At 42.9% G+C, this 18,050-nt stretch carries 16 protein-coding genes; 13 read left to right on the top strand and 3 right to left on the bottom strand.

Features of this window, described 5'->3' with window-relative positions; genetic code table 11:
- Positions 1-32: 32 nt before the first annotated feature.
- Entirely contained in the window at positions 33-1,655 is a 1,623-nt protein-coding gene (locus tag ACSSTM_RS10120) for an L-lactate permease (protein WP_034664209.1), read from the top strand.
- A 206-nt stretch (positions 1,656-1,861) separates the two neighbouring features.
- Here ACSSTM_RS10120 and ACSSTM_RS10115 read toward each other — a convergent pair whose 3' ends face one another.
- The gene (locus tag ACSSTM_RS10115) at positions 1,862-2,851 is read right to left on the bottom strand and encodes a LacI family DNA-binding transcriptional regulator (RefSeq protein ID WP_034664207.1); all 990 of its coding nucleotides are present in this window, start codon (positions 2,849-2,851) and stop codon (positions 1,862-1,864) included.
- 109 nt (positions 2,852-2,960) lie between these two features.
- Between ACSSTM_RS10115 and ACSSTM_RS10110 the strand changes: the two genes are divergently transcribed.
- From ACSSTM_RS10110 to ACSSTM_RS10085, 6 genes are all read left to right on the top strand, one after another.
- Positions 2,961-4,286 (top strand): DegT/DnrJ/EryC1/StrS family aminotransferase, encoded by a 1,326-nt coding sequence (locus ACSSTM_RS10110; protein WP_106038501.1) that lies wholly within the window; start codon positions 2,961-2,963, stop codon positions 4,284-4,286.
- Positions 4,261-5,127, top strand: coding sequence for an HAD-IIB family hydrolase (locus tag ACSSTM_RS10105; protein ID WP_034664203.1), 867 nt, complete (start codon positions 4,261-4,263; stop codon positions 5,125-5,127). The genes ACSSTM_RS10110 and ACSSTM_RS10105 overlap by 26 nt, the downstream gene beginning before the upstream one ends.
- A complete protein-coding gene (locus ACSSTM_RS10100; protein ID WP_034664201.1) occupies positions 5,124-6,170 on the top strand; it encodes a Gfo/Idh/MocA family protein in 1,047 nt (348 codons plus the stop codon). The genes ACSSTM_RS10105 and ACSSTM_RS10100 overlap by 4 nt, the downstream gene beginning before the upstream one ends.
- Positions 6,171-6,224: 54 nt before the next feature.
- Entirely contained in the window at positions 6,225-7,418 is a 1,194-nt protein-coding gene (locus ACSSTM_RS10095; RefSeq protein WP_034664199.1) for an MFS transporter, read from the top strand.
- 112 nt (positions 7,419-7,530) lie between these two features.
- On the top strand, positions 7,531-8,160 hold the full coding sequence (locus ACSSTM_RS10090; protein WP_034664197.1) for a LysE family translocator: 630 nt from the start codon (positions 7,531-7,533) through the stop codon (positions 8,158-8,160).
- Positions 8,161-8,822: 662 nt separating this feature from the next.
- Positions 8,823-9,581, top strand: a complete 759-nt coding sequence (locus ACSSTM_RS10085) for a YqcI/YcgG family protein (RefSeq protein WP_106038502.1) — start codon at positions 8,823-8,825, stop codon at positions 9,579-9,581.
- On the opposite strand, the gene ACSSTM_RS10080 is transcribed toward ACSSTM_RS10085, so the two are convergent.
- Entirely contained in the window at positions 9,576-10,928 is a 1,353-nt protein-coding gene (locus ACSSTM_RS10080; RefSeq protein WP_034664193.1) for an amino acid permease, read from the bottom strand. The two genes, ACSSTM_RS10085 and ACSSTM_RS10080, sit on opposite strands and share 6 nt — an antisense overlap.
- Positions 10,929-11,007: 79 nt before the next feature.
- On the opposite strand from ACSSTM_RS10080, the gene ACSSTM_RS10075 reads away from it, so the two are divergent.
- The 6 genes from ACSSTM_RS10075 to ACSSTM_RS10050 all read left to right on the top strand — a co-directional run bounded on the left by ACSSTM_RS10075 (position 11,008) and on the right by ACSSTM_RS10050 (position 17,206).
- On the top strand, positions 11,008-11,604 hold the full coding sequence (locus ACSSTM_RS10075) for a DUF1989 domain-containing protein (protein WP_034664192.1): 597 nt from the start codon (positions 11,008-11,010) through the stop codon (positions 11,602-11,604).
- A 199-nt stretch (positions 11,605-11,803) separates the two neighbouring features.
- Complete coding sequence (gene nadE / locus ACSSTM_RS10070; RefSeq protein ID WP_034664190.1) at positions 11,804-12,625, top strand: ammonia-dependent NAD(+) synthetase; 822 nt, start codon at positions 11,804-11,806, stop codon at positions 12,623-12,625.
- A gap of 329 nt (positions 12,626-12,954) precedes the next feature.
- On the top strand, positions 12,955-13,902 hold the full coding sequence (locus ACSSTM_RS10065) for a dihydrodipicolinate synthase family protein (protein WP_187704318.1): 948 nt from the start codon (positions 12,955-12,957) through the stop codon (positions 13,900-13,902).
- Positions 13,903-13,979: 77 nt separating this feature from the next.
- Positions 13,980-14,987, top strand: a complete 1,008-nt coding sequence (locus ACSSTM_RS10060) for a LacI family DNA-binding transcriptional regulator (protein WP_187704319.1) — start codon at positions 13,980-13,982, stop codon at positions 14,985-14,987.
- 120 nt (positions 14,988-15,107) lie between these two features.
- Positions 15,108-16,484 carry an MFS transporter gene (locus ACSSTM_RS10055; RefSeq protein ID WP_437404158.1) on the top strand — a complete coding sequence of 459 codons (1,377 nt, stop codon included), beginning with the start codon at positions 15,108-15,110 and terminating at the stop codon, positions 16,482-16,484.
- Positions 16,485-16,648: 164 nt separating this feature from the next.
- A complete protein-coding gene (locus ACSSTM_RS10050; RefSeq protein WP_034664188.1) occupies positions 16,649-17,206 on the top strand; it encodes a shikimate kinase in 558 nt (185 codons plus the stop codon).
- A 37-nt stretch (positions 17,207-17,243) separates the two neighbouring features.
- Here ACSSTM_RS10050 and ACSSTM_RS10045 read toward each other — a convergent pair whose 3' ends face one another.
- The gene (locus tag ACSSTM_RS10045; protein WP_034664185.1) at positions 17,244-18,017 is read right to left on the bottom strand and encodes a class I SAM-dependent methyltransferase; all 774 of its coding nucleotides are present in this window, start codon (positions 18,015-18,017) and stop codon (positions 17,244-17,246) included.
- Positions 18,018-18,050: the final 33 nt, after the last annotated feature.

The raw sequence follows: 18,050 nt of genomic DNA, 5'->3' as shown, positions 1-18,050 counted from the left end.
CAACCTATCTGAGCAGAAAAGGATGAATCACTATGTGGCAGCAAATATATAATCCGTTTGGTAATGAGTTCGTGAGTGCATTGGTAGCAATGCTCCCAATTTTGTTTTTCCTGCTTGCATTAACTGTATTTAAGTTAAAAGGTGTTTTAGCCGCTTGTTTTACCTTAATCGTCAGCTTTGTAACAGCTGTTTTCTTCTTTCATATGCCAATTGAAAAGGCATTATCTGCTGTGCTGCTCGGTATATCTAATGGGCTGTGGCCGATTGGATATATCGTCATCATGGCGGTATGGCTCTATAAAATTGCTGTGAAATCTGGAAAATTCGATGTCATTCGTTCTAGTATTGCAGGAATCTCTCAAGATCAACGTCTTCAGCTATTATTAATTGGTTTTAGTTTTAATGCATTTTTAGAGGGAGCCGCTGGGTTTGGTGTACCGATTGCGATCAGTGCTGCTCTCTTAACAGAGCTTGGGTTTAAACCGCTGAAAGCTGCGATGCTCTGCTTAATTGCCAATGCTGCGTCTGGCGCATTTGGTGCTGTGGGTATCCCAGTCATTACAGGGGCGCAAATGGGCAATATGACTCCGCTTGCGTTATCTCAAACCCTTGTGTATACGATACCGTTTATTTCATTCTGTATTCCGTTCCTCCTCATTCTCATTGTGGACGGATTCAAAGGGATTAAAGAAACGCTCCCTGCCTTGCTTGTTGTAAGTGGAAGCTATGCCATTTTACAAGCTGTCACAATGGTGACAATGGGTCCTGAGCTTGCCAATATTATTTCAGCTTTAGCAAGTATGGGCATTTTGGCTTTATTTCTTCGAAAATGGCAGCCGAAACACATTTATCGTGAAGAAGGAGCACCAGCCATTGAACAGAAACAAACGTATCGCGGCATTGAAGTGCTGAAAGCATGGTCTCCGTTCTATATTTTAACCGCCATTATTACGGTATGGAGTCTTCCAGCATTTAAAGCATTGTTTGCTGTAGGAGGCCCGCTCAACTGGACAACCATTTTAGTGAAAATGCCTTTTTTGCATCAGCAAATTGTGAAATTACCACCAATTGCACAAACAGAAACACCTATTGATGCGATCTTTAAAATTGATGTCATCAGTGCAACGGGTACTGCCATTCTGATTGCGGTGATGCTGACAGGTTTGTTTAGCAGACATATTACATTAACAGAAGGAGCTGCCTGCTTAAAAGCATCAGTGAAAGAGCTTTGGGTACCTGTTCTTACCATTTGTTTTGTCATGGGCTTTGCCAACTTGGCGAACTTCGCTGGACTAAGTTCAGCCATTGGGCTTGCACTTGCCAAAACAGGCGATTTGTTCCCGCTTGTCAGCCCGGTGCTTGGCTGGATCGGGGTGTTTATTACAGGATCTGTCGTGAGTAACAACGCCTTATTCGGCAACCTTCAAGCGGTCACTGCTTCTCAAATCGGCTCACAGGCAGGTTTGTTAATCGGGGCAAATACAACTGGCGGGGTCATGGCAAAATTAATTTCTCCACAATCCATCGCCATAGCTACAGCAGCTGTTGGAGAAACAGGTAAAGAATCTGAGCTCTTCCAAAAGACCGTGAAGTACAGCTTCATCCTGCTCGGCATTGTGTGTATATGGACATTCATTCTTGCTCAATTTGTATAGGTTTAAAAAAAGACTGAGACAGCTCTCAGTCGCAGCGTGTAGATAAACCCTCGCATTCTTTGTCCGGTCTGTGCTCCGGTGCTCGTCCTTCCTAGACTGCAAAGGTTTTCTATCACGCTGAAAGAAGGAAGACAAAGGGCTAAAACAAAGATCATTTTAGCCCTTTGTAAACAAAAAAGACTGAGACAGCTCTCAGTCTTTTTTGTTTATGTCGATTCCCTTGTCACAAGCCGGGTAGGCAGCTGGATATGTTCACGCTGTAATGGTTTTTGGTCTTGCAGGATCTCGATTATTTGCTGCACAGACCGCTGGCCAAGCTCTACGATCGGGATGTCAATTGTGGTGATTGTTGGAGCTGTCACCTCGCAAATGTCTTGATTGTCATAGCCGATCACCGCTAGATCCTTAGGGATTTGATAACCGTATGAAATGGCCTGTTTAATGAGCCCTGCTGCGACTTGATCATTACCCGTGAAAATGGCATCAGGTGCATTCTTCATGTCATGGATGACATCCATTAAGCGAAAACCGTCTTCAATGGTGAAGGCCTCCCCGAAAAGCCAATCGTCATGCAGCGGCAAGCCGTGTGCAGAAAGTGCATCAAGATAGCCCTGTTTCCTTTGTTTTTGTGCTTCACTGCTTTCAGTATCAAAGCAAAACCCAATCGATCTTCGCCCTGACTGAATCAAGTAGTCAACCGCTTTATAGGCGGCTTCCCGCTCATCGTATCCAATAATCGGGATGTCTGCTGTTTGATGATATTCGTTCGCCATGACAATAGGGCCGTTCGTTAAAAATGGCTCGATCTTTTCCCACGGATTTTCTAATGCCCCTAATATGACCCCATCTACTTCTCTTTTTTTTAATAATTGAAGCCCTTCAAGCTCTAACGATTCCTGATAAAACGTCTGAAGCACGATGGCTTTATAACCTTGATCCAGTACTTCCTTTGATATGCCTTTAATCAATTGTGCAAAAAAAGGATGGTCCACAGCCGGGACAGACACAGCAATGGTTTTTGTCTGATGTGAACGAAGAGTGCGAGCCGCTGAACTCGGTGTATATTCCATTTCTTTCATCACCTGTAAAATGAGCTGACGCTTTTCCTCTGACACATATGGATGATGATTCAGCACTCTGGAAACGGTGGTGGTTGAAACCCCGCAGCGTTTGGCAATTTCATAAATTGTACACATATTAACAAATCCTTTACACAAAGTTATTGTTCTGAAATCGATAACATCATTTACAATGTGAAACAAGTTAAATATTAACAAATGGAATTGATTAATTGGAGGGAATGGAATGCAAATATTGACGAAGATATCAGGTAAAAGCAAGGATTATCTTCCTTTGCTGGATATGATCAATCAAGGTGTTCAAGTAAAGTCTGATTCAGTTGAGAAGCACCTAGCAAATGAAAAGCTGGTGACGTTCCTTGAGCAAGATATAGGGCGCACAGGCTTGGAAAAAATTCTCTTCCATTATAAACAAAATAAGGAAAAAAAGATACCATTTCTGCCAGTTGATAAACTGATTTCAGAGGATGAGATCGATGATATCATGCAGGTGTTGAAAGAAGTATTGAGTTCTGGCCGTTTTACTTCAGGGCCATATATTCCGGCGTTTGAAAAGCAGCTCGCTGAGTACTTAGGGAAGAAATATGTCATTGCCACGTCAAGTGGAACAGATGCCCTAATGATCAGCCTCATATCAGCAGGCGTCCATCCGGGAGACGAGGTCATTTTGCCAGCGAATAGCTTTGCTGCAACAGAAAATGCAGTGCTTGCGATTGGGGCTGTTCCGGTCTATGCCGATATTGATCCAGATACTTACTGCTTGGCACCGAGTGAAATTGAGAAGCATATCACAGATCAAACGGCATGCATTCTTCCGGTTCATTTATATGGAAAGCAAGCGGATATGAAGGCCATTTCGGCGATTGCGAAACAGCATGGGTTGAAAATCATTGAAGATGGCTGTCAGGCGATCGGCAGCAGCGGCCTTGGTGCATATGGAGATGGACTTGTTCTCAGCTTTAATCCATACAAAAACCTTGGCGTCTGCGGTAAGGCAGGGGCTATCGCCACAAATGATGAAGCCTTAGCGGAAAAATGCATGGAGATCAGTTATCACGGCTTTGAAGTAGGAAAGAAAAATGTCAAACGCAGTGACTATGGATTTAATTCTAAAATTGATAATTTGCAGGCAGCGATCGGACTCGAACGCATGAAGTATTTAGGGTTACAAAACTTTAAACGCTTTTACTTAGCAAAGCGATATATTGACCAGCTGCAAACGCTTGAGGATGAAGGATACTTGAAGCTTCCGAAGCTGACGGATGATCATGTCTGGCATCTGTTCCCGATTAGAGTGTTGAAGGGAGAACGAGATGAGCTTGCAGCGAAATTGCTGGAAATGGGCATAGAAACAGATGTTTATTACCCGATTCTATCGCATCAGCATCAAACAAATCTTGTTTCTCAAAAGTATAAACAAACGACACTTCCACACACGGAAAAAGCAGCACAGCAATTACTTCACTTGCCGCTGTATCCAGGCATGCCGCTGCAAGATCAGGAGAAGGTCATCGAGGGGGTTCATCATGTTATCAAGTCTTCCATTCAATAAAAAGCTGCTGAATCAGCCGGAAAATCCGAAGTGGATCGTCTTCTGTGACTTTGATGAAACCTATTATTCTCACGGAATGACCGATGAGCAGAGAGAGGATGTAAAGCGGCTGGAAGCCTTTGTGGCAGAAAAGAGCGAAGCAGGACAGCTCATGCTTGGCTGGGTCACGGGAAGCAGCCTCGATTCTGTCACAAGTAAAATGGAAAAAGGCGGTTTTCATCAATTCCCGCATTTCATTGCGTCGAACTTAGGAACTGAAATTGTGTATACATCGGAAGCTCGTTTTGGACAGCCAGATGCGGAGTGGATGAAGCGGCTGGATGCGCAGGGCTTTTCAGATGAAAAAATTGAAGACATCCTGGAAACCGTACGTGAAAAGGGAATTCATCTCAGACCGCAAACGCAGCTGGGCAGCTCAGGGTATAAGAAGAATTTCTATTATCAGGAGCAGGATGAACGGACAGATCTTCATCATCTATCATTCATCCAAACACTTGCCAAAGAGCGCGGGGTGGCGGTCAACATTAACAAATGCAATCCGCTCGCAGGAGACCCTGCGGATTGCTATGATGTCGATTTTTTACCAGTCGGAACAGGGAAGGATGAAATTGTCCGCTTTATGCTGAACCAATATGATCTGTCGAAAGATCAAGGCTTTGCCTTTGGAGATAGTGGGAACGATTTGCGGATGCTTCAATCCGTCACGCATGGTTTCCTCGTCCAAAATGCGACGGTCGAAGCCAAGCGGCACCATCATCAGATTTGTCATCATGGGTATGCAAAAGGAATCTATGAAACACTGAAAACAGTGATGTATAAACATGAGGAGGCACATTCATGAAGAAAATTGGAATTGTTGGAGCAGGGAATATTGCAAAAGCTCATGCAAGAGCATTATCAACAATCAAAGGTGCAGAGTTATCCGGTGTCTATGATTTGCACGAGTCAGTTGCACAGGGATTCATTAAACAGTACGGCGGACGTGTGTATTCAAGTATTGAAACACTAGCAGATGCATCTGATGGGTTGATCATTGCCTCCCCTAATTTTTGTCACAAAGACCATGCCCTTCAGGCACTAAGAGCAGGACAGCCCATTTTATGTGAAAAGCCGATGGCTGTGTCGCTGAAGGAAGCGAAGGAAATGGTGGAGACAGCCAAACAGTTCCAGGTTCAAGCCAGTATGGGCTTTAACTATCGTTACTTATCCTTTGTGAATATTTTGAAGAACTTGATTGCCAATGGTGAATTAGGCCGCATTTTGACCGTCAGGACTCATTTTAAGAAAAACAGTGCCCTCAGAAGAAAGACATTTTCATGGAGAGACGGCGGTGAGAGTCTGCGCACGAGCGGTGCATTAGGGGATCTTGGTATTCATTTAATTGATATGCTGTGGTACTTATTTGGCAGTGACATGAAGAAAGAATCACTTAATACCAAGATGCTGACACATGTAAAGGAAAAAGAAGAGAAAAAGGTGCAGGTGGATGATCATACCGAAATTTTCGGTCAGATGGAGAATCAAGTGTTCTTTCACTTGGTCACATCCAAAAGCACGCAGCCTGAGGAATGCGGATTTAGTGTAGAAGTCGTTGGTCATGACAAGGTATTCAAATACCATACGAACATGAAAAACGAATATGAGATCAGTGATGGATTGTGTGTGGAGCGTCATCAAATGCCGCAAACCCTGCTGACAGATCCGCCAAATGAATTTTACGGATGGTCTGATACGTTCCGTGATCAGCTGATGCACTGGGTGAATACAGATTCATATCCATCTCATATGAAAGTGGCTGATTTTGTAGATGGGTATCGCGCACAGGCTGCGCTCAATACATGCTTCGAGAGGGAAGAGGCTGTCAAGTCTGCCCGGACATATTAAAGAGGTGGAGCGGAGGATGTCATGACTCCGCTCCTTTTTAGAGGAAGTGAAAAGATGAAAAAAGTATTTTATTTTGGCTGTGTCTTTTATTTTTTTATTGGGACCATTCATGTGTTTTTTGGCAGCTTAACTCCTTATTTACTGTCAAGTTACGATAAGGGTCCCGGGGAATTATCTTCTTTAATCTTTTTTCAGTTTATTGGTTTTTTGACAGGTGTTCTGTTATCCCCCATTCTTGTGAGGAAAAAAGGCTATGGCGCTGTTCTGACCATGGGTCTTTTGCTGATGATCGGGTCACTTCTCCTTGGACTTTTGGTGCCGGGCTGGACAACACTTGTGCTGGCAGGTTTTTTTCTTGGGAGCGGTGCAGGCAGTCTTGAGACCACAGCCGGAGCGTATGTGATTTCGATGGCAAACAGTGCGAAGCGAATCAGCATCATGGAGGTCTTTTTTGGGTTAGGAGCGCTATTATTTCCACTTGTGATTCTGCTCACTGTCACTGAACAGACGTGGCACTATGTGTTTTTATTTCAAGTCGGTGCACTGACTTTCTTTCTTATGCTCTGGCTTGCCTTTATGAACAAATTGCCTCGTGGACAGATGGCTTCTTCTTCCAATTCCAATGGGATGAGAAAACCGTCCTTACTTGTTGATCGAAACAATCGAATGATTGTGGTGCTCATGATCTGTTTTGCTTTTTTCTACGCAGGGATTGAAACGAACTTTGCGAACTTTTTGCCGTCGATCATGCTGGATAAAGGGGGAGACAACTGGAGTCTTTTTGCGGTTTCTACCTTTTGGACAGCGATCGTCATTGGCAGAACTGTCATTGCGAGAAAAGCTGATCAGCTGCATCCGCTGCGTTTTTTAAAGCTAAGCGCAGCACTCATGATTGTGCTGCTCGTTGTATTTGCCCTGACAACCCACATCGCCGCGCAGCTGCTTCTCATCTTTTTCATCGGCCTGTGCGCAGCTGGCATGTTCCCAATCGCACTGACTGCATCTGCATTAATGATTGAAAATGCCATCGACGAGGCAACGAGTTACTTTATTGCAGCCGCAAGTTTAGGCGGAGCCTGCTTGTCCTTCTTGATTGGCTTTAGTCTTGAATGGGCAGGAGCAGCAAGTGCCGTCTTTGTTTTCGCCTTCTTAGCTGTTCTTCTGTTTGCAGCTGCGATTCAAATGAATCGTGCTAAGAAAAAGGATACGGTCCTGTCGCAGCAATCGGCGCTGAAAGCCGATCGGTAAGCAATATCCAATGTCTCCTTGAGTCCACCTGAAAAGATGACAAAGGACTTGTACTAAAACACAGAACGTTTGAATAATATGTACAAGTCAGCATCAAAAGGAGGACGTCTATGTGGCGGTGTTTTTTGGTTATATCTTTTTAGGGTTGTCACTTTCAGCGCCTGTTGGGCCAGTCAATGCAGCCCAAATCGACAGAGGGATTAAAAGTGGATTTTGGCACGCGTGGATTTTTGGTGTGGGGGCGATGGCCGCGGATATTGTCTATATGCTCCTCATCTATTTTGGTGTCGCCCAGCTTTTGACTGCACCTCTAGTGAAAACCTTTTTGTGGCTGTTCGGCTTTTTCGTTCTGACCTATACGGGCATTGAAAGTCTGCGTAAAATCAATTTGCAGGAGAGCCCGAAAAAGGATGGTGGAAACACTTCGGTTGGTCAGTCGTTCATGACGGGGTTTTTCATTTCTCTTTCCAATCCGCTCAGTATTTTATTTTGGCTTGGCATCTACGGCAGTATTTTGGCTAATACGATTGAAAAGTATGGGGCATCTCAAATGCTGATGTACAGCATGGCTATTTTTATCGGCATGCTGATCTGGGATTTCAGTATGGCGCTGCTTGCTAGTTCGTTTAGGCGCTATTTAAGTGAACGTGTCTTACATGGCTTATCCGTTCTTGCAGGCTTATCTTTACTTGGTTTCGGCGCCTATTTTGGGTATCAAGGGATCATGGCGTTGATTGGGTAGAAAAACAGACTGATACATTCAGTCTGTTTCAGCGTGTAGACAAACCCTCGCATTCGGTGTCAGTCCTGCGTGCCGGTGCTCACGAATGTCAAATTCGCTCCGCTCCGGTACTCGTCCTTCCTAGACTGCAAAGGTTTTCTATCACGCTGAAAAGAAGACAAAAGGCTAAAATGAAGATCATTTTAGCCCTTTGTCAACAATTTGAAACAGACTGATACATTCAGTCTGTTTTTTGTAAGGATTGACAGACATAACACATTCTTGAATAATGATGGGATATAAAATGGTTTCAAGGAGCTTTGCCATGCGTATTTTTCTTCCAGTATTTAACTATGTGTGCATGCTGATCTTATCAGTTATCACAGCTACAAAGTCTATCTGTTTAGCTTTTGCTCAGCCCTCATTTATTGGGTGCTTGATTCTGTCTTTTTGATGAAGAACAGATCATAGGAATGATACAAAAGCGCTCTATTAAAAGAAGCAGTTTGACGGCTGCATACACTTGTCTGTTCATGCATCATGGAGTGAAAGACACACATACATGCTCAATTTGAACGAGAACGTCCACCTCTTGAATGCGCAAGGAAAGTCGTTGAAGGACAGTCACCACAGCCTTTTTTTCTCATAGGCTATGGAGAAGACGCTAAAACGAGGTGGAAGAAATGGCCCAGTTGTATGCAAAAAGTTGCCTTGATCAAAATCTACGATCACTAGAAGAATGGAAGCAGGATGCTTTTACTCAATTTGGAGAGATGGTAGGAGATGAGGCAGATACATTCCCTTGTGTACCGGGAAGACAGGGGTTTTTTCTCGATCATTTACGCTATGGGTTTGTTGGTGATCCGAGGGAAGAGGAAGCGGTTGATGAATTAGCCCAGCTGCTGAGAGAATATCAAAGCTGTGCGAAAGAAACGGGTCAATATGCTTCATTTATTTGTTTTTTTGAAACACCGCAGGATTTAAAAGAAAGTTCGCTTGAAGAGTTTGAGCAGCAGTTTTGGTCACTGCTTCAACGACTGCACCAGAAAGATGAAGTGCCATGGCCTGAGGATATTCCACTAGATACTCATCATCATGAGTGGGAGTATTGCTTTCACGGGGAAGCGTATTTTATTTTGTGCTCCACACCGGCTCATAAGCTCAGAAAAAGCCGCCACTTCCCTTATGTCTTGATGGCATTTCAGCCTAGATGGGTGTTTGAGAAATTGAATGGATCGACCAAGTTTGGTCAAAAAATGAGCCAGCTCGTTCGCAAGCGGCTCAAAGCGTATGATGAGGTCAGCGTTCACCCATCATTAAAATGGTACGGTGATCCGACCAATCATGAATGGAAGCAATACTTTCTCCCAGATGAAGAGGCGGAGAAACCAGCCTCCGCCAAATGTCCTTTTACTGCATTAAAAAACATGATGAAATTATGATGCGGTCTGATCCTGCTGCTTCCACTTTTTTCTCATAAATAGCACCATGATGGCAATCACTGCAATGATCCCAAGGCTGATAAAAAAGCCAGGTCGTCCGCTTGCCTCTGTTAAAGTGCCTGAAATGGCGGCTCCAATCAAGAGAAGCGCAAGAATCATTTCGCACGTTTGGCGAGTGGATGGCTTTGATAGCTTTTTACTTGAGAACAGAATGAATACCCATGTGTACAGAAGGGTAAGGCCGGCTGCTGTTGTGAGATGCTCGTAGATGTGTTTGGACAAAAAGAGTGCAAGCAAAATCGAGACAATTAATCCAGCAGCAGTTAAAATAATCGAAGGCCATCCGACATGAGATGGGTCTTTTTGTTTAAAACAAGCAGGTGCATCTTGATGCTCCGACATCGTGCCAAGCAGCGTCGTGACTGCATAGAGTGAGGCAACCAATGTCGAAAAGCCGGCAATAATGAAAATGCCATTAAAGATATGAAGAAAGATTGATAAATGAAATGGATCTAATGATGTAATAAATGGACTGCTGTTCTCGTTAAAGGCTGTTACTGGGACAAGCAAGAGAGCAAGTCCGATCGAGACGATATAGATAACCGCTAGAATGATCAGCATGACGCGTCCAGCCTTTGCCGCATCTTTCGGATCTTTTAAATGAACCGCCATCAGACCCATGACTTCAATTCCCCCAAATGCATAAAACGCGTAAATCAATCCATTCCAAAGACCAAGTGCACCGAGCGGCATCCATTCGTGATCTTTGTTTGGCAGATGCAGGGTCGGTTTATGATCTGTCAGAATGCCGAATAACACAAGCACCGCAAGGATCATAAACAGAAAAATCGCCGCTGTCTTCAGTACCGCAAGGACATTTTCTGTCTTTTGAAAAGAAGAAAGCCCTATGATAATCACGAGCAGGGCAAGAGCGGAGTAAATCGCAGAAAACACCCAGAGCGGAATAGATGGAAACCAGTGGCGGGTAAAAAGAGAAATCGCTGTTAACTGACTTCCCGTAATCAACATTTCTGCAAACCAATACACCCAGCCATTGCTAAACCCTGCCCAGCGTCCATATGCTTTACGAGCATAGGAACAAAATGACCCTTTATCAGGGTTATCGGCTGTCATCGCAGCCAAATGCTTAAAGACGAGATAGGTTCCGACCGCAGCAAGCAAAAAAGAAATGCAGACGGAAAAACCGGACTTTGTAATGGCAATGCTGGAACCAAGGAAGAAACCAGTGCCAATTGTACAGCCGACTCCGATGAGAGAAAGCTGCCACCAAGATAAAGTTTGTTCTTCTTTCAATGCATGTGCAACACCTTTCGATTTCAATGACATTAGCTTGTGACCGCCGTCTTTTTTTATACATGATCAAGGGGACGTTTTGGGCATACTGACATGGAAAGGAGTGCATGTGATGAACGGAGAATATGTCATTTTACCAAAGGATGGACACGGCTTTCGCTTAGGAAAAGGCCAATGTATGCGGGTCGTTGATATTGAAGGTCAGCAAGTAGCAGATGTCATGGCCTATCATGAAAAGGATTTTTATGAAAAATTTGACCAAGGCGCGACAATGGACAGCCTATTTTCGTCAAAAGTGAAAAAAGGGGATAAGCTCTATTCTAATTTATATAAACCGATGTTTACGGTCATTGAAGACACAGTCGAATGCCATGATTTATACATGCCCGCCTGCCGGCAAGAAATGTATCAGCTTTTATACGGACGGACGCATTTAGAGGTCATGCATACATGCTACGATAATTTGCGGACTGCCTTTGAGCCATTTGGGATTCCTAAGGAGGATATGTACTATCCTTTTAATGCCTTTATGAATACAGTCATTGATGAAAAAGGAAAACTGTCTGTGGAGCTCCCAAAATCTCTTCCCGGTGATTACATTCGTCTGCGAGCCGAAATGGATCTCATTGTGGCCGTATCCGCATGTCCTTCTGATATTGGGAAGTGTAATGGCGCAAGCTGTACATCTATACGGGTAGAAATTGATTGAAAAAAGAAAAGGGCCAGTCCATATAGACATGGTCTTTTTCTTTTGTGAATGTTTGATCATTAATGAAAGAGGGGAACGTCTAACAAAATGTTCTTCCTGAAAACATGGTATAATGAAGACTCAAAAAACGTTGTCAAACCAATGAATTCAGAGTAAAACCTGTTCTCTTCATGTAGAGGATGCTTAGGAGGAAAAGTGTATGAGTTTGCAGAAAAAGATCAGCCAAGAGTTGCATGTGCAGCCCTCAATTGACCCAAAGCAGGAGATCGAAAAGCGGGTTGGATTTCTAAAGGAATACTTGAAAAAAACTGGCGCAAAAGGATTCGTCCTCGGCATTAGCGGCGGACAGGATTCAACGCTCGCTGGCCGTCTTGCACAGCTGGCTGCATCTGAGCTGCGTCAAGAAGGAAAAGAAGAGGCAGTCTTTATTGCGGTGCGCCTCCCGCACGGTGTGCAGCAGGATGAAGATGATGCACAGCTCGCTTTATCATTTATTCAGCCGGACAAGTCGTGGAAATATGATATTGCGCCTGCCGTGACGGCATTCAGTGAACAATATCAAAAGGACACAGGCGGTCCGTTGTCTGACTTTAATAAAGGAAATGTCAAAGCACGCATGAGAATGATCGCGCAGTATGCTGTCGGAGGAGAAGAGGGATTGCTTGTCATCGGTACAGATCATGCAGCTGAAGCAGTAACCGGCTTCTTCACGAAGTATGGTGATGGCGGTGCAGATGTTCTTCCGCTCACAGGTCTGACGAAACGCCAAGGCCGGATGCTGCTAGAAGCGCTGCAAGCACCTGAGCGTCTATACTTAAAGAAACCGACAGCGGATCTGCTTGATGACAAACCTCAGCAAACGGATGAAACAGAACTTGGCATTACGTACAATGAAATTGATGATTACTTAGAAGGTAAGCCAGTGTCAGATCAAGCAGCAGAAGCGATTGAAAAGCGTTATGTTCAATCAGAGCATAAACGCCAAGTACCAGCTTCCATGTTTGATGACTGGTGGAAATAAGAAAATGCAAGAGACCTCTCCTGTGATGGAGAGGTTTTTTATAGTAAAAATACTGTTTTGAAAATATAAAATTATTTATAATGGTCTCTTATTGAATATGTATTTAGGATGATAATCAGCAACTTTAACCAGCAGATATTGCTTAATCATTTAAGAAATAAAACAAACCTATATTATTTACTAGAAAAATGAAATTGATTGTATTGTTATTTGAATAATTAAAATTTTCTAAAAAGTAAGTTGACAATCTCCGTTATGTCATTTTATGATTGTTTACGTAAACGCTTACCGTAAACGTTTACTATAATCGAATGGGGAGGAATTTGTTGATGAAAAATAAAGAAAAATGGAGCGGTGTATTCCCGGCTGTCTTAATTCCTTTTAAAAATGACTATTCAATTGATGAACCTGCTTTTCGTAAGCTTGTCCGTTGGGTGGCGGAGCACAAAGGGATTAACGGTATCGTTGTCAATGGACATACTGGCGAGATTATGACTTTACTGCCACATGAACGAGCTGAGGCTGTGCGCATTGCAGCCGACGAATTAAAAGGGGAAGTACCTGTCATTTCTGGGGTTTCTGCTGAAGGGACAATTGAAGCGATCCAACATGCAAAAGCCGTTGAAGAAGCTGGCGGAGAAGGTATACTTCTCATGCCGCCACATTCATGGCTAAGATTCGGTATGCAGCCTGAGTCACCTGTCCAATTCTTTAAAGATGTTGCAGAAGCGATTGACATTTCAATCATCGTACATCAATATCCAACTTGGACAAAAACCTCATATACAACCAATCAATTACTAGAAATGTCGGAAATTGAGAATGTTGTCTCGTTTAAAATTGGTCAAAGAGACATGGCACAATACGAGGTCGATGTGCGGGCATTGAAAAAACATGCACCAGATGTATCGTTACTCACATGTCACGATGAATATTTATTGCCAACATTAATTCAAGGGATTGATGGAGCACTTGTAGGTTTCGGCTGTTTTGTGCCAGATTTGATCGCTGAACTTGTGAAATGTGTGGAAGAAAAAGATCTTGTAGCGGCCAATAAAGTTTACGATAGAATCTTCGAATTAAAGCATGCTGTGTATAAAATGGATGAACCTTCATCTACCTCTCATCTGCGAATGAAGGAAGCGATGTACCAGCGAGGTCTAATCAGTAGTTCGCTTGCTAGGAAGCCGGTCTTACCTTTAACTCATAAGGAGAAAGAAGAGATTCGCCAGGGCCTTCAAAGTGTTGGTTTGCTTAAGGAAAACGTCAGTAGATAACAGACCATTAATTTCATGATGAAGGTGAGTCAGGTTATAATAGAGGACAAAACAACAGACTCCCGGAGGTATGAAATGTGTCAGTAAGTATTAAAGATGTAGCATTGAAAGCTGGAGTGTCTATAGCATCTGTTTCCCGAGTATTAAGTGGTAAACCAGGAGTAGGTGCTCAAACGGCTGAAAGAATCAAACAAGTAATTGATGAATTAGGCTATCGTCCTAATTTAGGAGCTAGAGGGCTCGTCAAAAGGAAGACAGGGAATATAGCTGTAGTGGTTCCGCGTGGTTCATATATTTTGAATAATCCATTTTTTTCAACGATTCTAGATGGAATAGCGAAGGAATTAGATGAGACGGAATTCAATATGTTGATGTCGTTTACATCTATACAGCAGCAGCGATTACTTGAAACGCAGGCAGTAGATGGAGCCATTCTATTTTCACCAAGAAATGAAGAACTAAGCATGGATTGGTTAAAAAGTTTAGCCATTCCCATTATAGTTGTCGGAAGTTATCTAGAGGATTCTCCATTTCCATGTGTCAGGCCAGATGATGAAGAAGGTGTGTGTCAATCAATAACGGCCTTATTTGATAAAGGTCATCGAACCATTGGGCTGGTCAATGGTCCAATGAGTTCGATGCATAGTGTGAGGTATTACAAGGGATATGAGCGCACACTTAAAAGTTTAGGGTTAACAATGAACAAAGAACTTGTGTTTGAGTTAGATGAATTTGATGGGGGAAAAGTAGTAGAAGTGGTTTCTCAATTTCTCCAAGGAAACCAGCACATGACTGGAGTTGTTTGCTCTTCAGATTTTTTGGCGATGGGGGTCATGAAAGCGGCAAATAACGCAAATGTGTCAATACCTCATGATTTGTCTGTCGTTGGTGCCGATGATGTGCCCATTGCAAGTTTTCTAACCCCTTCTTTATCTTCAGTTCATGTTGATTTAGTTGGAATGGGAAGAAAAGCTGTTTCTTTACTAACACAGTTATTGGAAGGAGAACAGTTAGATGCGATGGAACATATCTTCCCTATGTACTATATAGACCGGGGCACCACGGGAACGCCAAAAAAGAAATGATAGATGCTGAAAACTCGTATGAACGCTTTAGAATGTCTCTTGGTTTAAAATGTAAGCGATTTCTTTAGCGCTCTTCGGCATGTACTTTTGCATCATTTCCTCTAATAAGGAGGAGATAACATGACGTTAGAATTCAGCGAAAATTCAAATTCTCATGATGGAGAAGTTGTTGATAGAGCTTCACAATTATTGACTAGGATGGAAAGTGTACCTTTTTCTAGATGGCATTTAAAACCTCGTATCATTATGGGATCTGCTACTTTTTTTGATGCTTTTGATGCTCTATCTTTAGCGTTTGTTCTCCCAGTTCTCATCGGAATGTGGAGTTTATCACCTGCTCAAATTGGTCTTCTTATTGGGTCTGGTTATATAGGACAAGCGATTGGTGCTATTTTCTTTGGATGGTTAGCAGAAAGGCGCGGCCGTGTATTTAGTGCAAAGTGGACAGTATTCCTCATGTCAATTATGAGTATCGCGTGTGTATTTTCAGGTAATTTTATGGCCCTTTTTATTTTTCGTTTTATACAAGGGATTGGGGTAGGGGGAGAAGTGCCGGTAGCGGCATCATATATCAATGAGTTGTCCAGGGCCCAAGGGAGAGGTAGATTCTTTATGCTTTATGAGATGATTTTCCCATTAGGATTAATGATCTCAGCTCAAATTGGCGCATTTGTTGTACCTAGCTTTGGGTGGAAGTGGATGTTTTTGATTGGGGGCATTGGAGGTTTAATCGTCTTTGTATTCTTTTTCATGTTGCGCGAATCTCCAAGGTGGCTTATTTCGAAAGGCAGGTTAGATGAAGCCGAAAGAATTATTGAAGAAATTGAAGCTAGTACTGACAAACGAATGCCTGTAGCAAAGCAAGTATCTAGCAGTACTGAAAAAGGCGACTGGAAAGAGCTTTTTTCAACTTTTTATCGTAAAAGAACATTGATCGTATGGGGACTATGGTTTTCTGCCTACTTTGTTTCGAATGGTTTAAATAACTGGTTACCGAGTCTTTATAATACTGTTTACAATTTGCCAGTTGGAGATTCATTAAGGGCAGCATCTCTAACAAATATTTTACAGACCATAGGGGTATTCGCTTGTGCATTTTTAATTGATAAAGTAGGACGAAAGCGCTGGGCAACCATTGCATTTATTGTAACAGGTGCTTTATTAACTGCTTTATGGATCAGCGGAGCTAATTCTCCAGAAAGTGTTATATATTTAGGGTCCGCTGCTTACGGAATGATGGGGACAATTACAGTTCTTCTCTATCTATATACACCTGAAATTTATCCAACACGTATGAGGGTGATTGGAACGGCATTTGCTACAGCGTGGCTTAGGCTGGCCTCAGCGATCGCTCCTATTATGATAGGCTTTATTTTAGAGGTAAGCGGTGTTTCAACTATTTTTATTCTTTTCGCAAGTGTGACTGTAGTGGGAGCAATTCTTGCTTTTAAAATGATCGAAACGCGCGAGAAAGTATTAGAGGATATTGCACCGTGAGTTACGCACGCAGTGAAGAACTTATTCCAAAGAGGGTAGGTTCTTTTTTCTATACAGATGATCTACGTACAATTTTTCAAATTGCCTATCTTTTCGCGCGCCATTTATCATATAATAGATACATTATGTAGCATTCCTTGTCGTAAGGAGGACGTGTCACGAATATGAAAAACAATAGAGAAATCCCTGTGAGACAGCGAAATATTGTCCTCATTGGCTTTATGGGTGTTGGGAAAACAACCATTGGGCAGCTGGTTGCCAAAAAGCTATATAGAGATTTTATTGATGTGGATCAGGAGATTGAGAAAAAGTATAACATGACGATTCCTGAGATCTTTCAGCAAAAAGGAGAAGCATTCTTCAGGCAGGCTGAAAAAGATTATATCGTCGATTTATGTGAACATACGCAGCTAAAGATCGTTTCTCTTGGAGGCGGTGCATTCAAACAGGAAGAAATCAAACGCGCCTGCTTGAGGCATTGTACGGTTCTTTTCCTTGATTTATCTTGGGAGAATTGGAAACAGCGGCTTGATATTTTGATTGAAAACCGCCCTGTTCTTCACAACCGGACGATTGACGAGATGAAAGAGCTGTTTGAAGAGCGCCGGGAAATATATGCCCTTCATAACTCAAGAGTCGAAACAGATCATCTAGAAGCTGAGGAAGTCGCCAATTATATTGTGGACACACTCAAGCTTGGCTGGGATTTATACTCGAAATAAAAAAGTCTACCAACGAGGGTAGACTTTTTCTATAAGTTCAATTCTTCATTCCTTGAATGAGTGCAGCTTTTAAACAGAAGGAAATAGGCTGCTGCTGTGCATCGAATTGAAGTTGAAACAGCTGCTTTGTATCAGGGTCTGCGAATTGAAGATGGGAAACGATCTCTTTTTGAACATTCTCTGGTGTGCGTCCACGCATCATCCAGTCCTGATAATCAATTTGCAGATCCCAGTAACGCTTCTCTTTTTGAGTCAGTTGGTTGGCAGCGAAGAGCTCTTTCCATTCTGATAACGAGCTTTCTCGCACATGAGAAGGATCTCTGAGTCTATTTAAGTGATTAATGAATGAATCCTGTGCAGTGTTTTCGGGTGCGTAATGATCGACGAGCAGGAATGTGCCGCCTTTTTTTAAGACACGGCTGATTTCAGACATGGCTGCCGGCAGGTTTGTAAAGTGGTGAGCGGCAAATCGGCACGTCACGATGTCAAATGATTTATCAGCGAAGGGCAGTGCTTCTGCGGCTGCCCGCTCAAAAGTAATATGTTTCAGTTGGCGTTCTTCCGCAAGTGCTGCTGCAACCTCGATCATTTTTTGCGTGACATCAATGCCGATTCCTTTAGAAATGATATCTGAAAAGGAAAAAACGGTATGTCCTGCCCCACAGCCGATATCAAGTAAATGCTCGTGACCCTTCGTATTGGCTATTGCTTTCATCCATTCCAGCTCTTCTCCGGCTGCAAATATAGGTGAATCTCGATAGTTCTCGGCATTTTGTGAGAATTGGTTTTCGGCTTTAGCATATGGATTCATTTCTTCTCCCCCTTTGTTGTCTCTTTATCGTAA

The sequence above is a fragment of the Bacillus sp. RK1064 genome (assembly GCF_051488405.1).
Classification (GTDB): domain Bacteria; phylum Bacillota; class Bacilli; order Bacillales; family Bacillaceae; genus Bacillus.
The sequence above is the reverse complement of the archived record's forward strand: the minus strand, read 5'-3'. Positions and strand labels throughout refer to the sequence as shown.

What these genes read in the sequence shown, in the direction of transcription:
- ACSSTM_RS10045 (WP_034664185.1), bottom strand. Translation starts at nt 18,017, where the DNA reads ATGAATCCATATGCTAAAGCCGAAAACCAATTCTCACAAAATGCCGAG.
- ACSSTM_RS10115 (WP_034664207.1), bottom strand. Translation starts at nt 2,851, where the DNA reads ATGTGTACAATTTATGAAATTGCCAAACGCTGCGGGGTTTCAACCACC.
- ACSSTM_RS10095 (WP_034664199.1), top strand. Translation starts at nt 6,225, where the DNA reads ATGAAAAAAGTATTTTATTTTGGCTGTGTCTTTTATTTTTTTATTGGG.
- ACSSTM_RS10080 (WP_034664193.1), bottom strand. Translation starts at nt 10,928, where the DNA reads ATGTCATTGAAATCGAAAGGTGTTGCACATGCATTGAAAGAAGAACAA.
- ACSSTM_RS10075 (WP_034664192.1), top strand. Translation starts at nt 11,008, where the DNA reads ATGAACGGAGAATATGTCATTTTACCAAAGGATGGACACGGCTTTCGC.
- nadE (WP_034664190.1), top strand. Translation starts at nt 11,804, where the DNA reads ATGAGTTTGCAGAAAAAGATCAGCCAAGAGTTGCATGTGCAGCCCTCA.
- ACSSTM_RS10050 (WP_034664188.1), top strand. Translation starts at nt 16,649, where the DNA reads ATGAAAAACAATAGAGAAATCCCTGTGAGACAGCGAAATATTGTCCTC.
- ACSSTM_RS10100 (WP_034664201.1), top strand. Translation starts at nt 5,124, where the DNA reads ATGAAGAAAATTGGAATTGTTGGAGCAGGGAATATTGCAAAAGCTCAT.
- ACSSTM_RS10105 (WP_034664203.1), top strand. Translation starts at nt 4,261, where the DNA reads ATGTTATCAAGTCTTCCATTCAATAAAAAGCTGCTGAATCAGCCGGAA.
- ACSSTM_RS10110 (WP_106038501.1), top strand. Translation starts at nt 2,961, where the DNA reads ATGCAAATATTGACGAAGATATCAGGTAAAAGCAAGGATTATCTTCCT.
- ACSSTM_RS10085 (WP_106038502.1), top strand. Translation starts at nt 8,823, where the DNA reads ATGGCCCAGTTGTATGCAAAAAGTTGCCTTGATCAAAATCTACGATCA.
- ACSSTM_RS10120 (WP_034664209.1), top strand. Translation starts at nt 33, where the DNA reads ATGTGGCAGCAAATATATAATCCGTTTGGTAATGAGTTCGTGAGTGCA.
- ACSSTM_RS10055 (WP_437404158.1), top strand. Translation starts at nt 15,108, where the DNA reads ATGACGTTAGAATTCAGCGAAAATTCAAATTCTCATGATGGAGAAGTT.
- ACSSTM_RS10065 (WP_187704318.1), top strand. Translation starts at nt 12,955, where the DNA reads ATGAAAAATAAAGAAAAATGGAGCGGTGTATTCCCGGCTGTCTTAATT.